The organism is Citrobacter sp. Cpo221, from assembly GCF_030332345.1.
Taxonomy (GTDB): domain Bacteria; phylum Pseudomonadota; class Gammaproteobacteria; order Enterobacterales; family Enterobacteriaceae; genus Citrobacter; species Citrobacter portucalensis.
Genome location: NZ_JAOWIA010000049.1, coordinates 292,889 through 310,034 on the forward strand (window position 1 = coordinate 292,889; position 17,146 = coordinate 310,034).

At 52.2% G+C, this 17,146-nt stretch carries 20 protein-coding genes; 4 read left to right on the forward strand and 16 right to left on the reverse strand.

Translation table 11 applies throughout. The features are described from left to right. Positions 1-50 precede the first annotated feature (50 nt). Together yfcE and yfcF are read right to left on the reverse strand one after the other, a co-directional pair. A complete protein-coding gene (gene yfcE / locus OGY72_RS11270) occupies positions 51-602 on the reverse strand; it encodes a phosphodiesterase (RefSeq protein WP_191236132.1) in 552 nt (183 codons plus the stop codon). A gap of 55 nt (positions 603-657) precedes the next feature. Next, on the reverse strand, positions 658-1,302 hold the full coding sequence (yfcF, locus tag OGY72_RS11275; protein ID WP_063940563.1) for a glutathione transferase: 645 nt from the start codon (positions 1,300-1,302) through the stop codon (positions 658-660). A gap of 134 nt (positions 1,303-1,436) precedes the next feature. On the opposite strand from yfcF, the gene yfcG reads away from it, so the two are divergent. From yfcG to OGY72_RS11295, 4 genes are all read left to right on the forward strand, one after another. Then, the gene (yfcG, locus tag OGY72_RS11280) at positions 1,437-2,072 is read left to right on the forward strand and encodes a GSH-dependent disulfide bond oxidoreductase (RefSeq protein WP_003834779.1); all 636 of its coding nucleotides are present in this window, start codon (positions 1,437-1,439) and stop codon (positions 2,070-2,072) included. Between the two features lie 54 nt (positions 2,073-2,126). After that, positions 2,127-2,489: a dihydroneopterin triphosphate 2'-epimerase gene (folX, locus tag OGY72_RS11285; RefSeq protein ID WP_003028107.1), complete on the forward strand. Its 363-nt coding sequence runs from the start codon at positions 2,127-2,129 to the stop codon at positions 2,487-2,489. Positions 2,490-2,509: 20 nt separating this feature from the next. Continuing rightward, positions 2,510-3,403: a TIGR01777 family oxidoreductase gene (locus tag OGY72_RS11290; protein WP_191236130.1), complete on the forward strand. Its 894-nt coding sequence runs from the start codon at positions 2,510-2,512 to the stop codon at positions 3,401-3,403. Positions 3,404-3,474: 71 nt separating this feature from the next. After that, positions 3,475-3,990, forward strand: coding sequence for a GNAT family N-acetyltransferase (locus OGY72_RS11295; RefSeq protein WP_286547772.1), 516 nt, complete (start codon positions 3,475-3,477; stop codon positions 3,988-3,990). A 33-nt stretch (positions 3,991-4,023) separates the two neighbouring features. Here the strand turns inward: OGY72_RS11295 and hisP are convergent, their stop codons facing one another. From hisP to OGY72_RS11365, 14 genes are all read right to left on the reverse strand, one after another. Next, positions 4,024-4,797, reverse strand: a complete 774-nt coding sequence (hisP, locus tag OGY72_RS11300; protein ID WP_286547773.1) for a histidine ABC transporter ATP-binding protein HisP — start codon at positions 4,795-4,797, stop codon at positions 4,024-4,026. A gap of 13 nt (positions 4,798-4,810) precedes the next feature. Then, positions 4,811-5,518, reverse strand: a complete 708-nt coding sequence (gene hisM, locus OGY72_RS11305; protein WP_003028116.1) for a histidine ABC transporter permease HisM — start codon at positions 5,516-5,518, stop codon at positions 4,811-4,813. Next, positions 5,515-6,201 (reverse strand): histidine ABC transporter permease HisQ, encoded by a 687-nt coding sequence (locus tag OGY72_RS11310; RefSeq protein WP_126317640.1) that lies wholly within the window; start codon positions 6,199-6,201, stop codon positions 5,515-5,517. The genes hisM and OGY72_RS11310 overlap by 4 nt, the downstream gene beginning before the upstream one ends. Positions 6,202-6,387: 186 nt before the next feature. Further along, positions 6,388-7,170, reverse strand: coding sequence for a histidine ABC transporter substrate-binding protein HisJ (gene hisJ, locus OGY72_RS11315; protein ID WP_003028120.1), 783 nt, complete (start codon positions 7,168-7,170; stop codon positions 6,388-6,390). A 247-nt stretch (positions 7,171-7,417) separates the two neighbouring features. After that, positions 7,418-8,200 (reverse strand): lysine/arginine/ornithine ABC transporter substrate-binding protein ArgT, encoded by a 783-nt coding sequence (gene argT, locus OGY72_RS11320; RefSeq protein ID WP_003834788.1) that lies wholly within the window; start codon positions 8,198-8,200, stop codon positions 7,418-7,420. A gap of 287 nt (positions 8,201-8,487) precedes the next feature. Further along, complete coding sequence (locus OGY72_RS11325) at positions 8,488-9,057, reverse strand: UbiX family flavin prenyltransferase (protein WP_003028125.1); 570 nt, start codon at positions 9,055-9,057, stop codon at positions 8,488-8,490. A 96-nt stretch (positions 9,058-9,153) separates the two neighbouring features. After that, positions 9,154-10,671, reverse strand: a complete 1,518-nt coding sequence (purF, locus tag OGY72_RS11330) for an amidophosphoribosyltransferase (protein ID WP_003028127.1) — start codon at positions 10,669-10,671, stop codon at positions 9,154-9,156. A 33-nt stretch (positions 10,672-10,704) separates the two neighbouring features. Continuing rightward, positions 10,705-11,193 carry a colicin V production protein gene (gene cvpA / locus OGY72_RS11335; protein ID WP_003028129.1) on the reverse strand — a complete coding sequence of 163 codons (489 nt, stop codon included), beginning with the start codon at positions 11,191-11,193 and terminating at the stop codon, positions 10,705-10,707. Positions 11,194-11,406: 213 nt separating this feature from the next. Beyond that, a complete protein-coding gene (gene dedD, locus OGY72_RS11340) occupies positions 11,407-12,075 on the reverse strand; it encodes a cell division protein DedD (RefSeq protein ID WP_125112636.1) in 669 nt (222 codons plus the stop codon). Continuing rightward, complete coding sequence (folC, locus tag OGY72_RS11345) at positions 12,065-13,333, reverse strand: bifunctional tetrahydrofolate synthase/dihydrofolate synthase (protein WP_063940566.1); 1,269 nt, start codon at positions 13,331-13,333, stop codon at positions 12,065-12,067. The genes dedD and folC overlap by 11 nt, the downstream gene beginning before the upstream one ends. A gap of 192 nt (positions 13,334-13,525) precedes the next feature. Further along, complete coding sequence (accD, locus tag OGY72_RS11350) at positions 13,526-14,440, reverse strand: acetyl-CoA carboxylase, carboxyltransferase subunit beta (RefSeq protein WP_003834797.1); 915 nt, start codon at positions 14,438-14,440, stop codon at positions 13,526-13,528. 149 nt (positions 14,441-14,589) lie between these two features. Next, positions 14,590-15,249: a DedA family protein gene (locus OGY72_RS11355; RefSeq protein WP_003028140.1), complete on the reverse strand. Its 660-nt coding sequence runs from the start codon at positions 15,247-15,249 to the stop codon at positions 14,590-14,592. A gap of 24 nt (positions 15,250-15,273) precedes the next feature. Next, positions 15,274-16,086, reverse strand: a complete 813-nt coding sequence (truA, locus tag OGY72_RS11360) for a tRNA pseudouridine(38-40) synthase TruA (protein ID WP_003028142.1) — start codon at positions 16,084-16,086, stop codon at positions 15,274-15,276. Then, on the reverse strand, positions 16,086-17,099 hold the full coding sequence (locus OGY72_RS11365; RefSeq protein ID WP_003834801.1) for an aspartate-semialdehyde dehydrogenase: 1,014 nt from the start codon (positions 17,097-17,099) through the stop codon (positions 16,086-16,088). Before OGY72_RS11365 ends, truA begins: the two co-directional genes overlap by 1 nt. Positions 17,100-17,146 lie beyond the last annotated feature (47 nt).

Below are 17,146 nucleotides of genomic sequence, written 5' to 3' on the forward strand. Positions count from 1 at the left end.
ACCTTCTTTTTTCTGGCGCTCTTACGGCGCGTTTATGTTTGTGGGGTAAATTACGGATTAATCTCGACCTGTGCAATAACACTTTGATCATTGAGTGCCATTACGCTGAGAACATTATCATCCAGAATCCCGTAACTTGCCGCAAAGCCCCCTTTAGGGATGCTTACCGAGCCGGGATTGAAATGATAGATATGCTCGCGCCGCTCAGCAACCGGCAGATGAGTATGCCCATAAACCAGAACATCGCCCGCATTGAGCGCCGGCATATTTTGCGGGCCAAAAAGATGTCCGTGCGTCAAAAAGAGTCGCTGGTTTTCTGTCAGAATTTGCTGCCACGGCGCAGTCATCGGAAAATGCAGGAGCATCTGATCCACTTCGCTGTCGCAATTACCACGCACCGCAATAATTCGTGATGCCTGCTCATTCAGCCGTTCTGCAACCTGCGCAGGTGCATAGCCTTCTGGAAGCGCATTACGCGGCCCGTGGTTTAAAACATCACCCAATATCACCAGCCATTGCGCGCCGCTTGCAGCAAACCGTTCGAGCACGCGTTCCGTGGCTGGCAACGAACCATGAATGTCCGATGCGAACATCAGTTTCATCACTCACTCCTCGCTGAAAATTACCTTGTAATGATACTGGATTATGGCCCGTTTTTCAGCAGGAACGCTTCGCTGAAAGCGCGATAAAACGCTGTACTGAGGCGCGCTGCCACTGGAAGGTGGCGTATTCCGCAAGCGCTTCTGGAACCTCATCGCCATTCAGGACCAGGCGATTAAGCATTAGCGCTAAATCACAGTCAGCGATACACCATTCGCCAAATAAATTCTGCTTACCGTGGCTCAGTAAACTGCTCGCAGTAGCGAACAGTTTTTCCGCACTGGCTTTTCCCGCTTCGCTTAACGGTCCTTTCTTCACGCCAGCAAAAACGACATCTGTTGATCGTTCCTCACGGATAGGCATTAAATCGCTGCGGATCCACGCCTGAACCTGGCGCGCCCGAGCGCGATTTTGTACATCGTGTGGGTAGATACGCTCCCACTGTGGCGGTGCAAAGCTCTCTTCCAGGAATTCCGTAATCGCTGATGATTCGCTCAGTTCAAAACCATCGATCTCAAGAACCGGTACGCGGCGCGTCAAGGCGTAACCTTGCCATGAAGGATGCAAGTGTTCCCCACTATTGAGATCAACGGTTTTCAGCGTAAAAGGTAGCCCTTTCTCTTGCAGAGCAACATAAACAGACAGCACGTAAGGGGAGAAAAAATTGGCATCTGACCACAGCGTAATTGCAGATTTGCTCATAATGTCCTCTGAAGTGTATTGGCTTGCCTTCAAAATATAGAGTCTTTCTCTCGCTGTCACTTGATGAAAACTCACGCACGCCAACAGGCTCTATACTTGTAATGACCCGGTTCATGACAAAACGGATGCTGAAAATGATCGATCTCTATTACACGCCATCGCCAAACGGTCACAAAATCACGCTGTTTCTTGAAGAGGCACAGCTGCAATACCGTCTGATTCATGTCGATATCAGCAAAGGTAGCCAGTTTCGCCCCGATTTTCTGCAGATCTCGCCGAACAATAAAATCCCGGCCATTATCGATCATGCCCCGGTGGACGGCGGAAGGCCCATCAGCCTGTTTGAGTCCGGAGAAATTTTACTCTATCTGGCGGAGAAGAGCGGTAAGCTGCTCAGCGGTGAATTACGCGAACGCCACACCACGCTCCAGTGGTTGTTCTGGCAGGTCAGCGGTCTGGGTCCTATGCTGGGGCAGAATCATCATTTCAGTCATTACGCTCCGCAAACGATCCCTTACGCTATTGAAAGATACCAGGTTGAAACCCAGCGCCTGTACAACGTGATGAATAAACGTCTGGAAACGTCACCCTGGCTGGGAGGCGATCACTACAGCATTGCTGACATTGCCTGCTGGCCGTGGATCCACGCCCATCAGCGTCAGCGCATCGATCTCGACAACTATCCGGCAGTCAATAACTGGCACGAACGCATCCGTACGCGTCCCGCCACGGAACGCGCCATGCAGCAAGCACAGAGTGAGAAGCGGTGACGCAATTCGGTTCTCGTGTATCATGCAGAGGTTCATACATGGAGGAAACCTGCAATGTCACAACCTGACGCCATTATTCGTATAAAAAACCTTCGTCTGCGCACCTTTATCGGCATCAAAGAAGAGGAGATCCTTAATCGCCAGGATATCGTCATCAACATTGCCATTCACTATCCGGCAGACAAAGCCCGTACCAGCGAAGATATCAACGACGCGCTGAATTATCGCACTATCACCAAAAGCATCATTGCCCACGTGGAGGGTAACCGCTTCTCATTGTTAGAAAAATTAACTCAAGATGTGCTCGATATCGCACGCGAACATCACTGGGTCACTTATGCTGAAGTGGAGATAGATAAACTTCACGCATTGCGTTATGCCGATTCAGTATCAATGACGCTGAGCTGGCAGCGCTAAAACGTAACCCGGGAGGCGACATGCAGATTCTGATTACCGGCGGTACTGGCCTGATTGGACGTCATCTGATCCCCTGCCTGCTGGAACTGGGGCATCAGATAATCGTAGTGACACGTACCCCTGATAAGGCGCGTCAGATTCTCGACTCTCGGGTCGCGTTATGGAAAGGACTGGAAGAGCGGCAACATCTCAATGACATTGATGCCGTGATTAACCTTGCCGGAGAACCTATTGCAGATAAGCGCTGGAGCGCACAGCAAAAGGAACGCCTGTGCCAGAGCCGTTGGGGCATTACGCAGAAACTGGTCGATTTAATCAATGCCAGCGAGACGCCGCCCTCAGTGTTAATCTCCGGTTCCGCTACCGGTTACTACGGCGATTTGGGCGAAGTTGTGGTTACGGAAGAAGAGCCACCGCATAACGAATTTACCCACAAGCTGTGCGCCCGCTGGGAGCAAATTGCCAGCACTGCGCAAAGCGACAAAACCCGCGTATGTATGCTGCGTACCGGCGTGGTACTGGCCTCAGCAGGCGGCATTCTGGCAAAAATGGTCCCGCCGTTTCGTCTTGGCTTAGGCGGCCCGATCGGTAACGGACGCCAGTATATGGCCTGGATCCATGTTGATGATATGGTCAACGGAATTATCTGGCTGTTGAATAACGATCTACGCGGTCCCTTCAATATGGTTTCGCCATACCCGGTGCACAATGAGCAGTTTGCCCACGCGCTGGGTCACGCTCTGAACCGCCCTGCCATTCTGCGCGTTCCCGCCACCGCTATGCGACTGCTGATGGGGGAATCGTCAGTACTGGTCCTTGGTGGACAACGCGCATTGCCCAAACGCCTGGAAGCTTCCGGTTTTACGTTTCGCTGGTACGATTTAGAGGAAGCGCTGGCGGATGTCATCCGATAACCCCTAAGCGCTATTCACAGTCGCCGTTGTGGTGGTAAGGTTATAGACCAGATTTCCGCAATGGCGACGTTATGGCGATAATATCGACTCCCCGACTTACCCTCTCTTTGTTTCAATTTTCTGACTGGTCATTTTTCCAGAAACTCCGTGAATGTCCTGAAGTCATGCACTATATGGGCAACATCGCCCCGGCGAAAGATACCCGGCTGTTATTCGCCAGACGTCTGGCCGCACAGCACACTTTCGTCATCCGCGAGCATAACAGCCCAACGCCACTCGGCGATATTGGTCTGCAAATCAGCCATCTTTACCCGCATGAAGCCGACCTCGGCTACGCCATCATGCCACAGGCTCAGGGGAAAGGTATTGCCAGCGAAGCCGTCCGCGCGGTGTGCCAGTATGCCTTCGAGCATGCAGGTGTGACGGCGATAAACGCATACGCGCTGGCGGATAATAAAGGTTCAATCCGTATTCTGGAAAAGACAGGCTTTGTACGTACGCAGGTACTGGAAAAGGCGTATGAGATTGACGACATCGCCTACGACGACTGGGTGTTTCGGCTGGAGTGCGACGCGCTAAAATTGTAAGCCCGGAAAGCGTAGCGCCTCCGGGCAGGTGATTTACTTCAACGAACCTTTGAGGAACTGCTGCAAACGCGGGCTTTGCGGATTACCGAATACCTGTTCCGGGTCACCCTCTTCCTCAATTTTCCCCTGATGCAGGAATATCACGTGCGTGGAAACATGACGGGCAAACCCCATTTCGTGGGTCACCACCACCATGGTTTTCCCCTCTTCAGCCAGCTGTTGCATAATGCGCAGCACTTCACCCACCAACTCAGGATCAAGCGCCGACGTAGGTTCATCAAACAATAACACTTTCGGTTCCATCGCCAGCGCACGGGCAATGGAAACACGCTGCTGCTGACCACCGGACAGGTGCACCGGATATTTGCCCTGTGCGCGCTCATCAATGCCCACTTTAGCCAGATACTTCACCGCACGGTCGCGAGCTTCCTGCTTGCTCAGCCCCAACACCTGAATCGGCGCTTCCATGACGTTTTCCAGCACCGTCATGTGGCTCCACAGATTAAAGTGCTGAAAAACCATCGTCAGACGCGTACGCAGCAGGCGTAGCTGATTTTTGTCCGCAACCTTCAACTGGCCGTCTTTGTCGCGCACCAGACCAATGTTCTGACCACTGACGACAATCGACCCGGCACTCGGTTTCTCGAGAAAGTTAATGCAGCGCAGGAAGGTACTTTTACCGGAACCTGACGAGCCAATAATGCTGATAACATCACCCGCGTTGGCCTGCAGCGATACCCCTTTTAGCACTTCATGTTCGCCGTAGTGCTTATGTAAATCGATAACGTTTAATTTATTTTCAGACATCGTGTTACTCGAATCATTTAGAGGATACATGCTGCAACCAGCGTTTTTCCGCTTTACGGAACAGACTGATCAGGACATACGAAATAATCAAATACAGCACAGCGGCAATACCGAATGCGGTAAACGGCTGATACGTTGCCGAGTTGATATCGCGAGCGATTTTCAACAAATCAGGCACCGTTGCAGTAAATGCCAGCGCCGTGGAGTGCAGCATTAAAATGACTTCATTGCTGTAAGCCGGCAGCGCAATACGCAGCGCGGAAGGCAAAATAATGCAACGATACAGTTTAAACGACGAGAACCCATATGCGCGCGCAGCCTCAATCTCACCGTGAGGCACGGAACGGATAGCCCCGGCGAAAATCTCCGTGGTATAGGCGCAGGTATTCAGCGTCAGCGCCAGCACGGTGCAATTCAGCCCGCTGCGGAAAAACGCGTTGAGGAAGTCCGTGCCTTTAACTATCTCCAGCGTATACATCCCGGAATAAAACACCAGTAGCTGAACGTACAGCGGCGTCCCACGAAAAATATAGGTGAACAGCCAGATGGGAAACTGGATAAATTTATTACTGGAAACGCGGCCAATCGCCAAAAACAGCGCCAGTATTCCGCCCATCACTACTGATGAAATCAAAAGCCACAGTGTGATAGCAACGCCGGTGTAGCGATATCCGTCGGTCCACAGCAGGGACTTCCAGTACTCCTGAATAATCTCGATCACAGGTCAGCCCTCTTCACACCCACGGAATAGCGGCGCTCAAGGTACAGCAGCACACCATTAGAAACAGTGGTAAACACCAGATAGATGACCCCGCACACGACGGCAAAATAGAACGGCTCCCAGGTACTCTTCCCGGCAAGCTGAGTCGCTTTCACCACGTCTTCAAGTCCAAGCAACGATACCAGCGCCGTAGCCTTAAGAATAACCTGCCAGTTATTACCGATTCCCGGTAAGGCATATCGCATCATCGCCGGGAACATAATGCGACGAAATATTTGTGAGCTGGTAAAGCCAAACGCCGTCGCGGCTTCAATATGGCCTTTTGGTACAGCCATAAATGCACCGCGGAATGTTTCGGTAAAATAGGCACCGTAGATAAACCCGAGCGTAATGATACCCGCGACCATCGGATCGATATCAATCTGGCCGATACCGATGGCATCGGTAACGGTATTCAGCGCGATTTGTAATCCGTAGAAGATGAGCAGCATTAAGACCAGATCGGGCACGCCGCGGATTAGCGTTGTGTACCCTTCGAAAATAAGCCCCATTGCCCGGCTTTGCGACAGCTTTGCTGCTGCGCCGACAAGACCTATCAGAACCGCCAGTACCACCGAGCTGAGTGCCAGCTCCAGCGTAACAATTGCGCCCTGTAAAATAACACCTGAAAAGCCATACAACATGCTGCCTGTCCTGTCGTGTGTGGTGGAGTAGTAAGCCTCTTTTGATTTCAGACTAACCGTTAAATGCCGGATGGCGGCTTTGCCTTATCTGGCCTACAAAATCACCGTAGGCCTGATAAGCGCGGTGCCATCGGGCATAAATTCAACGCGTCAAAAATCTACGGGCTTTATCAGCACCTGCGGTAATTAACCGCCGTAAACATCAAAATCGAAGTACTTTTTCGCCAGCTTCTCGTAAGTACCGTCAGCTCGCATTTCGGCAAAGGCTTTGTTCAGCGCTTCGCGCAGCTCGTTATCGTCTTTGCGCAGTCCCATACCGGTACCCACGCCGAACAACTTCTCGTCTTTCACAGACGGGCCGCCGAATTTGTAATCTTTACCGACTGGTTGTTTCAGGAAGCCTTCGCTAGCCGCGACTTCATCCTGGAACGCGGCGTCAATACGCCCGGCAGTCAGGTCAGAATAGATATTGTCCTGCCCCTGATAAGAGACAATCTCAATACCTTTTGGCGCCCAGTGTTCGTTGCCGAACGTTTCCTGGGTAGTGCCCTGCAGCACACCAACACGTTTACCTTTCAGCGACTCAATGGTCGGCTGAATAGCAGAATCTTTAGCGACAACCAGACGCGAATCGGCTGCATAAAGCTTGTCGGTAAATGCGATTTCCTGCTGACGTTTTTCAGTAATGGAAAGCGAGGACATGATGGCATCGATTTTCTTCGCTTTTAGCGAAGGGATCAGCGCGTCCAGTGGGTTTTCCACGAAGGTACATTGCGTATTGATACGTTTGCACAGCTCTTTAGCCAGATCGATATCAAAACCGACTAATTCACCCTGTGCATTTTTCGATTCAAACGGCGCATAAGTAGGATCGGTACCGATACGAATTTTTTGCGGAATGGCTGCAAATGCTGCGGTAGCACTGGAGAAAGCCAGAACCAGAGAAAGAGACAACACCAGTTTTTTCATAACTATCCTCAACAGACTGTCTTTTATAGGGGATCTTTACAGGACCAGGTGCAGTTATCGTGCCATTAATCAGGCCGACAAGGCAAAGCATTCTACCCTGTCGGCGGTATTTATTTGCATGAAAAGCGCTTAAGTATGCACTCATGCTTACTAAGTCAGCGATAAAAGCACCAAAACAGTGCACTGAATTTATTATGCACCGTAATGGTTACCCGCAATGGTGCAGTCAATTCCCCACGCCGCTGTATTAATCACCGTAGACATTAAAATTAAAATATTTGCTCGCCATTTTGTCGTAGGTGCCGTCTTTACGCAGTTCACCCAGCGCTTTGTCGAAAGCGGCTTTCAGCTCTGTATCATCTTTGCGCAAGCCAATCCCGGTTCCATCACCAAAGTATTTTTTATCTTTCACCGACGGACCGGCAAAAGCGTAATCCTTACCAGCAGGCTGCTTCAGGAAGCCTTCGCTGGCCGCGACTTCATCTTGTAATGCCGCGTCCAGACGGCCCGCCGTCAGGTCAGAATAGATGAGGTCCTGGTTCGCATAGGCCACCACGTCCACGCCTTTGCTGCGCCAGTTGTCATTGGCATAGGCTTCCTGAGTAGAGCCTTGCAGGACGCCAACGTGTTTACCCTTGAGGGAGTCCAGAGTCGGTTGAATTGGGGAACCTTTCGCGGCGATCAGACGTGAGTCTGCAGCGTAAAGTTTGTCTGAGAACGCAATCTCTTGCTGACGCTTTTCGGTGATAGAAAGCGAGGAGATGATGGCATCAATTTTTTTCGCTTTCAGCGATGGGATCAGCGCATCAAAGTCGCTGGCAACCCAGGTGCATTTGATCTGCATGCGCTTACACATCTCATTTCCCAGATCGATATCAAAGCCGACAAAGTCGCCTTTGGCATCTTTAGAGGAAAAAGGAGCGTACGTTGTATCTGTACCAATACGAACCGTCTGCGGAAGTGCTGCGTAGCTGGCCGCGGTGGCGGAGAGTCCTACCAGCAAAGACAAAGCAAGAACCGTCTTCTTCATACATAACCCTCAAGTGGCGTAATTTTATTATGTTTTACGTTGTGTTGTGTGTTTGCAGACTTTTTCATGCAGGTCTTATGCCATTTTCGCGTCGATGAGGATATTCGACGTTAAATATGTTAATAAAACGTTGCAATAATGTCCTGATTTTGAAGATAGCAGGTCTGAAGGTTGAACCGCAGCGTTTCGTTGAGTTTTAACGAATTAAATGTTGAGGATATGATCGCGGTTACAAAATTGCCCTGAAACAGGGCAACGGATGTTTCTTTGCACGCTGATGGAACGGCTTACGCCCCTTGCCAGCGGGTGAACAGGTCTTGCGGAAGGGTAATATCAAACTGGTCAAGCACGCGATTAACCGTTTGATTAATCACATCATCGAGGGTTTGTGGACGATGATAGAACGCCGGGACAGGTGGCATAATCACCGCCCCAATTTCTGCCGCCTGCGTCATCAATCGCAGATGACCCAGATGCAGCGGCGTTTCGCGTACACACAGCACCAGCGGACGACGTTCTTTCAACACTACATCTGCCGCACGGGTAAGCAACCCATCGGTGTAACTGTGGACGATGCCAGAAAGCGTTTTGATTGAACAAGGCAGGATAACCATTCCGGCGGTCTGAAAAGAGCCGGAGGAGATACTGGCGGCGATATCACGGGTATCGTGATTCACATTAGCCAGCGCCTGCACATCACGCACAGAGAGGTCCGTTTCCAGTGCCAGTGTCTGCCGGGCAGCGGCACTCATCACCAGATGGGTTTCCACATCGGTAACGTCACGCAAAACCTGCAGCAAGCGCACGCCGTAAATTGCCCCGCTTGCGCCAGAAATACCAATGATGAGTCGTTTCATGTGTAATCGCCCTTACTTGCTCAGGGCCGACTTTGCAGGAATTTATGGTGAGTTGCAAGCAAGGGTGCAGGTTGCGCCCTTGCTTGCGAGCAAACATTAACCTTCGTTGTGCATCTCAAGGTTTTCCGCTTCGTTCTGACGCAACACCGCTTTGGCATCGTCATTACGCAGGGAGTCGAGGAAATCGAGATATTGCTGGTCGACGTCTTTAGTAACGTACACGCCGTTAAACACTGAACATTCAAACTGCTGAATATCCGGGTTCTCAGCACGGACAGCTTCAATAAGATCGTTCAAATCCTGGAAAATCAGACCATCTGCGCCGATTATCTGGCGAATCTCGTCTACTTCACGACCATGAGCGATCAGCTCCGTCGCCGTAGGCATATCGATGCCATAAACGTTCGGGAAGCGAATTTCCGGGGCGGCAGAGGCCAGATACACCTTCTTCGCGCCAGCTTCACGCGCCATCTCGATAATCTGTTCTGAAGTGGTGCCGCGCACGATGGAGTCATCCACCAGCAGCACGTTTTTATCACGGAATTCCGCACGGTTAGCGTTCAGCTTACGGCGCACAGATTTACGACGCAACTGCTGGCCCGGCATGATAAAGGTACGGCCCACATAGCGGTTTTTCACAAACCCCTGGCGGTACGGCTTACCGAGAATACGGGCAATTTCCAGCGCGATATCACAGGAGGTTTCCGGGATTGGGATTACTACATCGATGTCCAGATCTTCCCACTCACGGGCAATTTTTTCGCCAAGCTTAGTCCCCATATTCACACGGGCGCTGTAGACGGAAATCTTGTCGATAAAGGAGTCAGGGCGAGCGAAGTAAACGTATTCAAACAGACACGGATTGCTCACCGGGTTATCAGCACACTGACGAGTAAACAGCTGGCCTTTTTCGGTGATGTACACCGCTTCGCCAGGTGCTACGTCGCGCAGGAATTCAAAGCCCAGCGTATCCAGCGCTACGCTCTCAGACGCCACCATGTACTCGGTACGGCCATCGCCAATATCGCGTTTGCCCATCACCAGCGGACGGATACCGTTAGGGTCGCGGAAGGCAACCATACCGTGACCGATAATCATCGCCACGCAGGCATAGGCGCCGCGAATCTGGCGGTTGGTTGCCGCAATGGCAGCAAAAATATTATCGGCTTCCAGCGGGTAATGGCGGAAGTTATCCAGCTCACTGGCGAAAATATTCAGCAGAATTTCAGAATCTGAAGTGGTATTGATGTGGCGGCGCTTTTCTTCAAACAGCTTTTTACGCAACTCATGCGCGTTGGTCAGGTTGCCATTGTGGGCAAGCGTAATGCCATACGGTGAGTTGACGTAAAAAGGTTGAGCTTCGGAGGCGCTGGAGCTGCCAGCCGTTGGGTAACGCACATGACCGATGCCCATATTGCCCTGCAAACGCTGCATATGGCGCGCTTCAAAAATATCGCTCACCATTCCGTTTGCTTTACGCAAGCGGAAGCAGTTGTTGGCATCAATGGTGATGATGCCCGCAGCATCCTGACCACGATGCTGGAGCACCGTTAACGCGTCATAAATCGACTGGTTTACCGGCATAACACCGGCGATACCGACAATACCGCACATACGTCTTTTCCTCGTTCAGCAACGACCCAAAGTTTATACTTTGGGCAAGAAACTTGACGAGCTTTGCAGATAGTCAAAGAACCATCTGATGATGAAACTGAACTGCGGGATCAGCTGTGACTTACCCCAGTCTTCACTTTTCGACAGACCGGTAAAGGTATCGAGAAAGAACAGTATGGCGGCGACGATCAACGCTCCACGCAAAGCACCGAAGCAAATCCCCAACACTCTGTCGGTACCCGACAGTCCTGTTTTCTCTACCAGTTGGCCTATCACAAAGTTAACGATAGCGCCGACGATAAGTGTCGCGATGAACAGTATCGCGATAGCAATCCCATTTCGAACCAGTTCGTCTTCAAAGCCCGTAAACCAGACAGACAGGTAAGTGTAGTAATGGCTGGCGACAAAGAAAGCACAACCCCAAGTCACCAACGATAATGCTTCACGAACAAAGCCACGGATCAGGCTAACCAGACAGGAAAAACCAATCACCGCGATAATGGCGTAATCAATCCAGACCATATGTGTCCCACGATTTTACGCCCTGTCGTCCTGTTCGGGGCGCATTCTAACAGAAAAAGAAAACGTTTGCGTAGGGATTTCCTTTCCACGCGTAAATAAAAATGGCGCTGAAAAAATCTTCAACGCCATACGATTTTATGCCTCTTCGGGCACTGCCGGATGGCGGTGTAAACACCTTATCCGGCCTACATCAGAGCAACGTAACGCAATCCCTTAGTTAGGGGTATACCCCATCACCACCCCGCTCAAACCAGAGATCTTCTGCAGCTCGCCCAGCGAGTTCTTCAGCTTATCTTTGGAGGCGTCAGGCCCTACGAGAATGCGGGTTATTTTACCCTGCACCGGCGTTGACGGGGAAGTATATACCCGGAAGCCCGCGCCACGAAGTTTACCCACGATCTCATTGACCTTATCCGCGTTTTTCAATGCACCGAGTTGTACAACGTACGCTTTGCCGGTTGGCGCTGGCGCTTCCTCAGCGGCCGGTTTCGGCGCTGGAGTCGGTGCCGGTGTTGGCGTCGGGGCGACGGTAACAGGCTGCGGCTTCGGTTTAGGTTTCGGTGGTTCCACAGGCGCAGGGACAGGATCTAACTCCGCGCTGTTTGCCGTCGTCAAACGTGATGGATCCAACGATGGCGCGGCAGCATCCCCCGCACGCACCTCTTCTGCCGCCCCTTCCGGCGGCTGAGTCGGCAGCGCCTGCGTTGCTGCAGGCATCATGTCTGGTTCATCGCGATCGCCGGGTTTAGGCACCAGTGGGATCGCTGCAAATTCATCCTGATAATGCTTTTTCTGCCCGTCAAGCAGCCCGGGAAGCACAATTACCCCGAGCGCGACCAGCACAATTGTGCCGACTAATCGGTTCTGAAACTTACTCGCCACCGCTTCTCCCCACGTCTATTACTTCCATGACATGTGCGACAGTGTGAAACGATCCACACACCAACACGGTATCTTCTGGCTTCGCCTCAGCCAGTGCCGCAGTCCATGCCTGCGCCACGCTGTCATAGGCGCTGCCTTTGCCCAGGTGCTCCAGCAGCTGTTCTGCCGTTGCTCCACGCGGCCCTTCCAGGGGCGCACAGTACCAGTCGTCAACCACGCTTTTCAGCCAGGCCAACGTACCAGCAATATCTTTATCATGTAGCATACCGATAACCGCAAGTACACGCCCGCTTTTCACTAACTTTTTCAGACGTCCAGTCAGATACTCCGCCGCATGCGGGTTATGGGCAACATCAAAAATCACCCGCGGCGACTCGCTCACAATCTGGAAGCGCCCCGGTAAAATCGCTTGTTCGATACCGTCACGAATAGCCTGCTCGCTGACGTTAAGGCCGCTTGCGCGCAGTGCGGCCAGTGCGGTTGCAGCATTAGGTTGTGGCACCTGCGGCAACGGCAGGTGCGCCAGCGTTCCATGAGCATCAGTAAACGACCAGTCGTTCTCCGTGACCGCATAGCGCCAGTCCACACCGCAACGTTGCAAAACCGCCCCGCACTCCTGAGCGACATCCGCGATGGTGTAAGGCATTTCCGGTTCGCCGACGATGGCCGGTTTCTCTGCGCGGAAAATTCCCGCCTTCTCACGACCAATACTTTCGCGATCCGGGCCCAGCCAGTCAGTATGGTCAAGCGCAATACTGGTGACTACTGCGACATCGGCATCGACGATATTGGTGGCGTCAAGGCGGCCGCCTAACCCCACTTCCAGAATAACGACATCCAGCTGGGCCTGTTTAAACAGCCAGAGTGCCGATAACGTACCGTATTCAAAGTAGGTCAGGGAAATGTCACCCCGTGCGTCTTCAATCTCAGCAAACGAGGCGGTATGGGCTGATTCCGGCAGTTCACGCCCCTGCACGCGTACGCGTTCCGTGTAGCGCACCAGATGAGGCGAACTGTACACCCCAACTTTATAGCCTGCCGCAGTCAGCACAGATTCCAGCGTACGACAGGTTGTGCCTTTCCCATTGGTTCCTGCCACCGTAAAAACAAATGGCGCAGGTTTCAACACACCCAGTTTACGCGCCACCTGACTGACGCGTTCAAGGCCCAGATCGATGGTTTTACTGTGCAGGTTTTCCAGATAAGAAAGCCACGACGCCAGGGGCGACGCGGCTTGAGGGATACGTTTATTGTCCATGATGCCTGTAGATTCTTTACGTTGAGAAAAGCAAAAGGGCAGCGCCAACCGGCCTGCCCTTTTTTACACGTTGTTTTCCACGTTGCAGATGCGTTGGCTGTACTCGCTCTCCCGAATCACTTACCGGTGTAAGCTCATCGGGATCAACGCTCTTCTCGCCTGCCTGCAACCCGAAACCCATAGCGTAAACTATCAGGCCTCTGGTTCCTGATCGGGAACCGGAGGTACCACTTCGCCTTCACGCGGCTCATCCGGATTCGGCGCAGGAAGATTCATCAGCTTCGCCAGGATGCTTGCCAGTTTCAGACGCATTTCCGGACGGCGAACGATCATATCGATAGCGCCTTTTTCAATCAGGAACTCGCTGCGCTGGAATCCCGGCGGCAGTTTCTCACGTACGGTTTGCTCGATAACACGCGGACCAGCGAAGCCGATCAATGCTTTCGGTTCTGCAATGTTGAGATCGCCCAGCATCGCGAAGCTTGCGGAAACACCACCCATTGTTGGGTCGGTCAGTACAGAAATATACGGTAAACCGCGTTCCTGCATTTTCGCCAGCGCAGCAGAGGTTTTCGCCATCTGCATCAAAGACATCAACGCTTCCTGCATACGCGCCCCGCCAGAAGCAGAGAAGCAGATCAGCGGACAGTTGTCTTCCAGCGCCTGCTCAACGGCACGGACAAAACGCGCGCCGACCACAGAGCCCATGGAGCCGCCCATAAACGCGAACTCGAATGCCGCAGCAACGACCGGCATACCGTGAAGTGTGCCTTTCATCACCACCAGCGCATCTTTCTCGCCAGTTTCTTTCTGCGCAGAAGCCAGTCTGTCTTTGTATTTTTTGGAGTCACGAAACTTCAGCACGTCTTTCGGCTCAAGCTCGCTACCCAGTTCCACAAGAGAACCTTCATCTAACAGGCTATGCAGGCGATTGCGCGCCGACATGCGCATATGATGGTCACACTTCGGACAGACCTCAAGATTACGTTCCAGCTCAGCACGGTATAAAACCTGACCGCAGCTATCACACTTGGTCCACACCCCTTCAGGAATGCTTGCCTTGCGGGTGGGAGTAATGTTGCTTTTAATTCGTTCAATCCAGCTCATTGGTGACCTTTCTGCCTGAACCCTAGTCAGCTTTGTTATAAGGGGCGCATAATGCCATTTTTGCCCCTAACAGACCATGAATGTTGCACATTAAAACATAACAGCCCGAAACTTTGGATAAAAAAGTGGTCGAACCGCTGAGTTACTTTCTATTTTGCAGCCCGTGACGCAGCACGCTTATGGCGAATTACTTCAATCACCCCCGGCAATACGGAAAGGACGATAATCGCCACAATCAATAATTTCAGGTTTTCCTGGACGATCGGCAGATCGCCGAACAGGTAGCCTGCGTAGGTGAACAACAATACCCACAGCAGTGCACCGACGACGTTATACATCGCAAAGTGACGGTAGGACATATGTCCCATACCGGCAACAAACGGCGCAAATGTACGCACGATAGGCACGAAACGCGCCAAGATAATCGTCTTACCGCCATGACGCTCGTAGAACGCATGGGTTTTATCCAGGTAGCTGCGGCGGAAAATTTTGGAGTTCGGGTTACTGAAAAGTTTTTCCCCGAACAATCGACCAATCGTGTAGTTCACCGCATCGCCCACAATCGCCGCCACAATCATCAGTGCCACCATCAGATGAACATTGAGATCGTTGGTTGGCAGCGCAGAAAGCGCCCCCGCAACAAACAGCAGCGAGTCCCCAGGCAGGAAGGGTGTCACCACCAGCCCGGTTTCACAGAACAGGATCAGAAACAGAATGGCGTATACCCAGATACCGTATTCCGCAACCAGCTCCGCCAGGTGCACATCAATGTGCAGGATAAAATCGATAAGAAAGTAAATCAGGTCCATAGTTTTGCCTTTATACGACTCAAATTAGTCCGCCAGAAATAGCGGGCCCATAGGCGGTTTTGGCAGGTCGAACCGGTCTGGGTAATCTACCGCAACCAGATACAGTCCTTCCGCTTTCGCCGTTGCCGCTGCCAGCGTTCTGTCCTTTGCCGCTAACAGTTCTGCTATCCAGCTCTCCGGCTGGTTGTTGGCGCCAACTTCCATCAGGCTGCCGACAATATTCCTGACCATATGATGTACAAAGGCATTCGCTTTAATATCCACCACCACATATGCACCGAAACGTTCGACGTTAATGTGCATCACGTTTCGCCACGGCGTGCGCGACTGACACTGCACCGCCCGAAACGAGGTAAAATCATTTTCGCCAATCAGACACTGGGCCGCACGATGCATACGCTCAGCGTCCAGCGGTTCATAGTAATGGGTTACCCCTTTACCCAAAACCGCAGGGCGCAACCGATGATTGTAGATGATGTAGCGATAACGGCGAGCCGTGGCGCTAAATCGGGCATGAAAATCATCGGGTACAGCTTTAACCCAGCGCACGGCGATGTCACCAGGTAAATTCGCATTTACCCCCAGTGTCCAGGCCGCATCTTTACGCTGGGCAGTGGTTTCGAAATGCACGACCTGCCCAGTGCCATGAACGCCCGCATCCGTACGTCCTGCACAAAAAACATTGATGCGCTCATTCGCCACCTGAGAGAGCGCTTTTTCCAGTTTTTCCTGAACGCTACGCACTTCGTTCTGGCGCTGCCAGCCATAATATTTGCTGCCGTCATACTCAATGCCCAGCGCAATTTTATGGGTTGACGGCTGTTGCTGGTCAGACATTAGTACAGGTACTCCTGCACCAGTTTTTCCGCAATTTTCACCGCCATTAACGCGCCGCCAAAGCGAACGTTGTCCGCCACAGACCAGAACTGAACTTGCTCTGGCATACCGTAATCATTATGCACGCAGCCAATAGAAAGGTGCGGCGTGCCCGATGCATCGCCAACCTGGGTCGGGAAATCGGTCTCTTCCGACAACACCACGTCTTCACCGCGTGAAAACGCATCGCGCGCTTCTTCCGCCGCCAACGGACGCAGGGCCTCAAAATTCACCATCTGCGCGTGGCCATAAAATACCGGGGACTGCACGATGCTGGCAGAGATGAGCAGGCCGTCATCCTGCATAATTTTGCGCACTTCATCAACGATACGACGTTCTTCACGCACGCTACCTTCACGATCGGGCAGCATCGGCAGCATGTTGAATGCCAACTGACGGCCAAAGAAATCATCTTCGTCAATCGGGATGCCATTAAGCAGTTTCGCACTCTGTCCTGCCAGCGCATCCACCGCTTTTTTGCCATGAGCGGAAGCTGAGATAATATTGGTCACCGTAATACGCGAAAGCCCACCGTCATCAATCAACGGTTTCAGCGCAGACAGCAGTTGGCTGGTCAGGCTGTTAGGCACCGCAATCACATTGCGGTTACGGTAATCCGCCAGCACGAACGGGTTAACGTCCGGAACCACCAGCGGAACGTCAGGCTCGAGCGCGAACAGACCGCTGCTGTCAATCACCAGACAACCCGCATTAGTGGCTTCTTCTACCCATGCGGCGGTGGCTTCAGCGCCCGCAACAAAAAATGCCAACTGTGCCTGCGTCCAGTCAAAGTCTGAAACGTCCTGCACTATGACCGATTTACCGTTAAAACGCAGATGCTCACCGGCGCTTTCATTACGCGCCAGCGCATAAATTTCACCGACCGGGAACTGGCGTTCAGCCAGCGTATCGAGCAGGGCTTCGCCTACGGCGCCCGTTGCGCCCAGAATGGCAATATTCCAGCCTTCAGACATGGTGATTTACTCCAAGAAATACGTAAGCGTCCCTGTCGCATTATTCG

Bases quoted from the DNA above. Each gene is read 5' to 3' on its own strand.
- yfcE (WP_191236132.1), bottom strand. From the start codon at position 602: ATGAAACTGATGTTCGCATCGGACATTCATGGTTCGTTGCCAGCCACG.
- yfcF (WP_063940563.1), bottom strand. From the start codon at position 1,302: ATGAGCAAATCTGCAATTACGCTGTGGTCAGATGCCAATTTTTTCTCC.
- yfcG (WP_003834779.1), top strand. From the start codon at position 1,437: ATGATCGATCTCTATTACACGCCATCGCCAAACGGTCACAAAATCACG.
- folX (WP_003028107.1), top strand. From the start codon at position 2,127: ATGTCACAACCTGACGCCATTATTCGTATAAAAAACCTTCGTCTGCGC.
- OGY72_RS11290 (WP_191236130.1), top strand. From the start codon at position 2,510: ATGCAGATTCTGATTACCGGCGGTACTGGCCTGATTGGACGTCATCTG.
- OGY72_RS11295 (WP_286547772.1), top strand. From the start codon at position 3,475: ATGGCGATAATATCGACTCCCCGACTTACCCTCTCTTTGTTTCAATTT.
- hisP (WP_286547773.1), bottom strand. From the start codon at position 4,797: ATGTCTGAAAATAAATTAAACGTTATCGATTTACATAAGCACTACGGC.
- OGY72_RS11310 (WP_126317640.1), bottom strand. From the start codon at position 6,201: ATGTTGTATGGCTTTTCAGGTGTTATTTTACAGGGCGCAATTGTTACG.
- hisJ (WP_003028120.1), bottom strand. From the start codon at position 7,170: ATGAAAAAACTGGTGTTGTCTCTTTCTCTGGTTCTGGCTTTCTCCAGT.
- argT (WP_003834788.1), bottom strand. From the start codon at position 8,200: ATGAAGAAGACGGTTCTTGCTTTGTCTTTGCTGGTAGGACTCTCCGCC.
- OGY72_RS11325 (WP_003028125.1), bottom strand. From the start codon at position 9,057: ATGAAACGACTCATCATTGGTATTTCTGGCGCAAGCGGGGCAATTTAC.
- purF (WP_003028127.1), bottom strand. From the start codon at position 10,671: ATGTGCGGTATTGTCGGTATCGCCGGTGTTATGCCGGTAAACCAGTCG.
- cvpA (WP_003028129.1), bottom strand. From the start codon at position 11,193: ATGGTCTGGATTGATTACGCCATTATCGCGGTGATTGGTTTTTCCTGT.
- folC (WP_063940566.1), bottom strand. From the start codon at position 13,333: ATGGACAATAAACGTATCCCTCAAGCCGCGTCGCCCCTGGCGTCGTGG.
- accD (WP_003834797.1), bottom strand. From the start codon at position 14,440: ATGAGCTGGATTGAACGAATTAAAAGCAACATTACTCCCACCCGCAAG.
- OGY72_RS11355 (WP_003028140.1), bottom strand. From the start codon at position 15,249: ATGGACCTGATTTACTTTCTTATCGATTTTATCCTGCACATTGATGTG.
- truA (WP_003028142.1), bottom strand. From the start codon at position 16,086: ATGTCTGACCAGCAACAGCCGTCAACCCATAAAATTGCGCTGGGCATT.
- OGY72_RS11365 (WP_003834801.1), bottom strand. From the start codon at position 17,099: ATGTCTGAAGGCTGGAATATTGCCATTCTGGGCGCAACGGGCGCCGTA.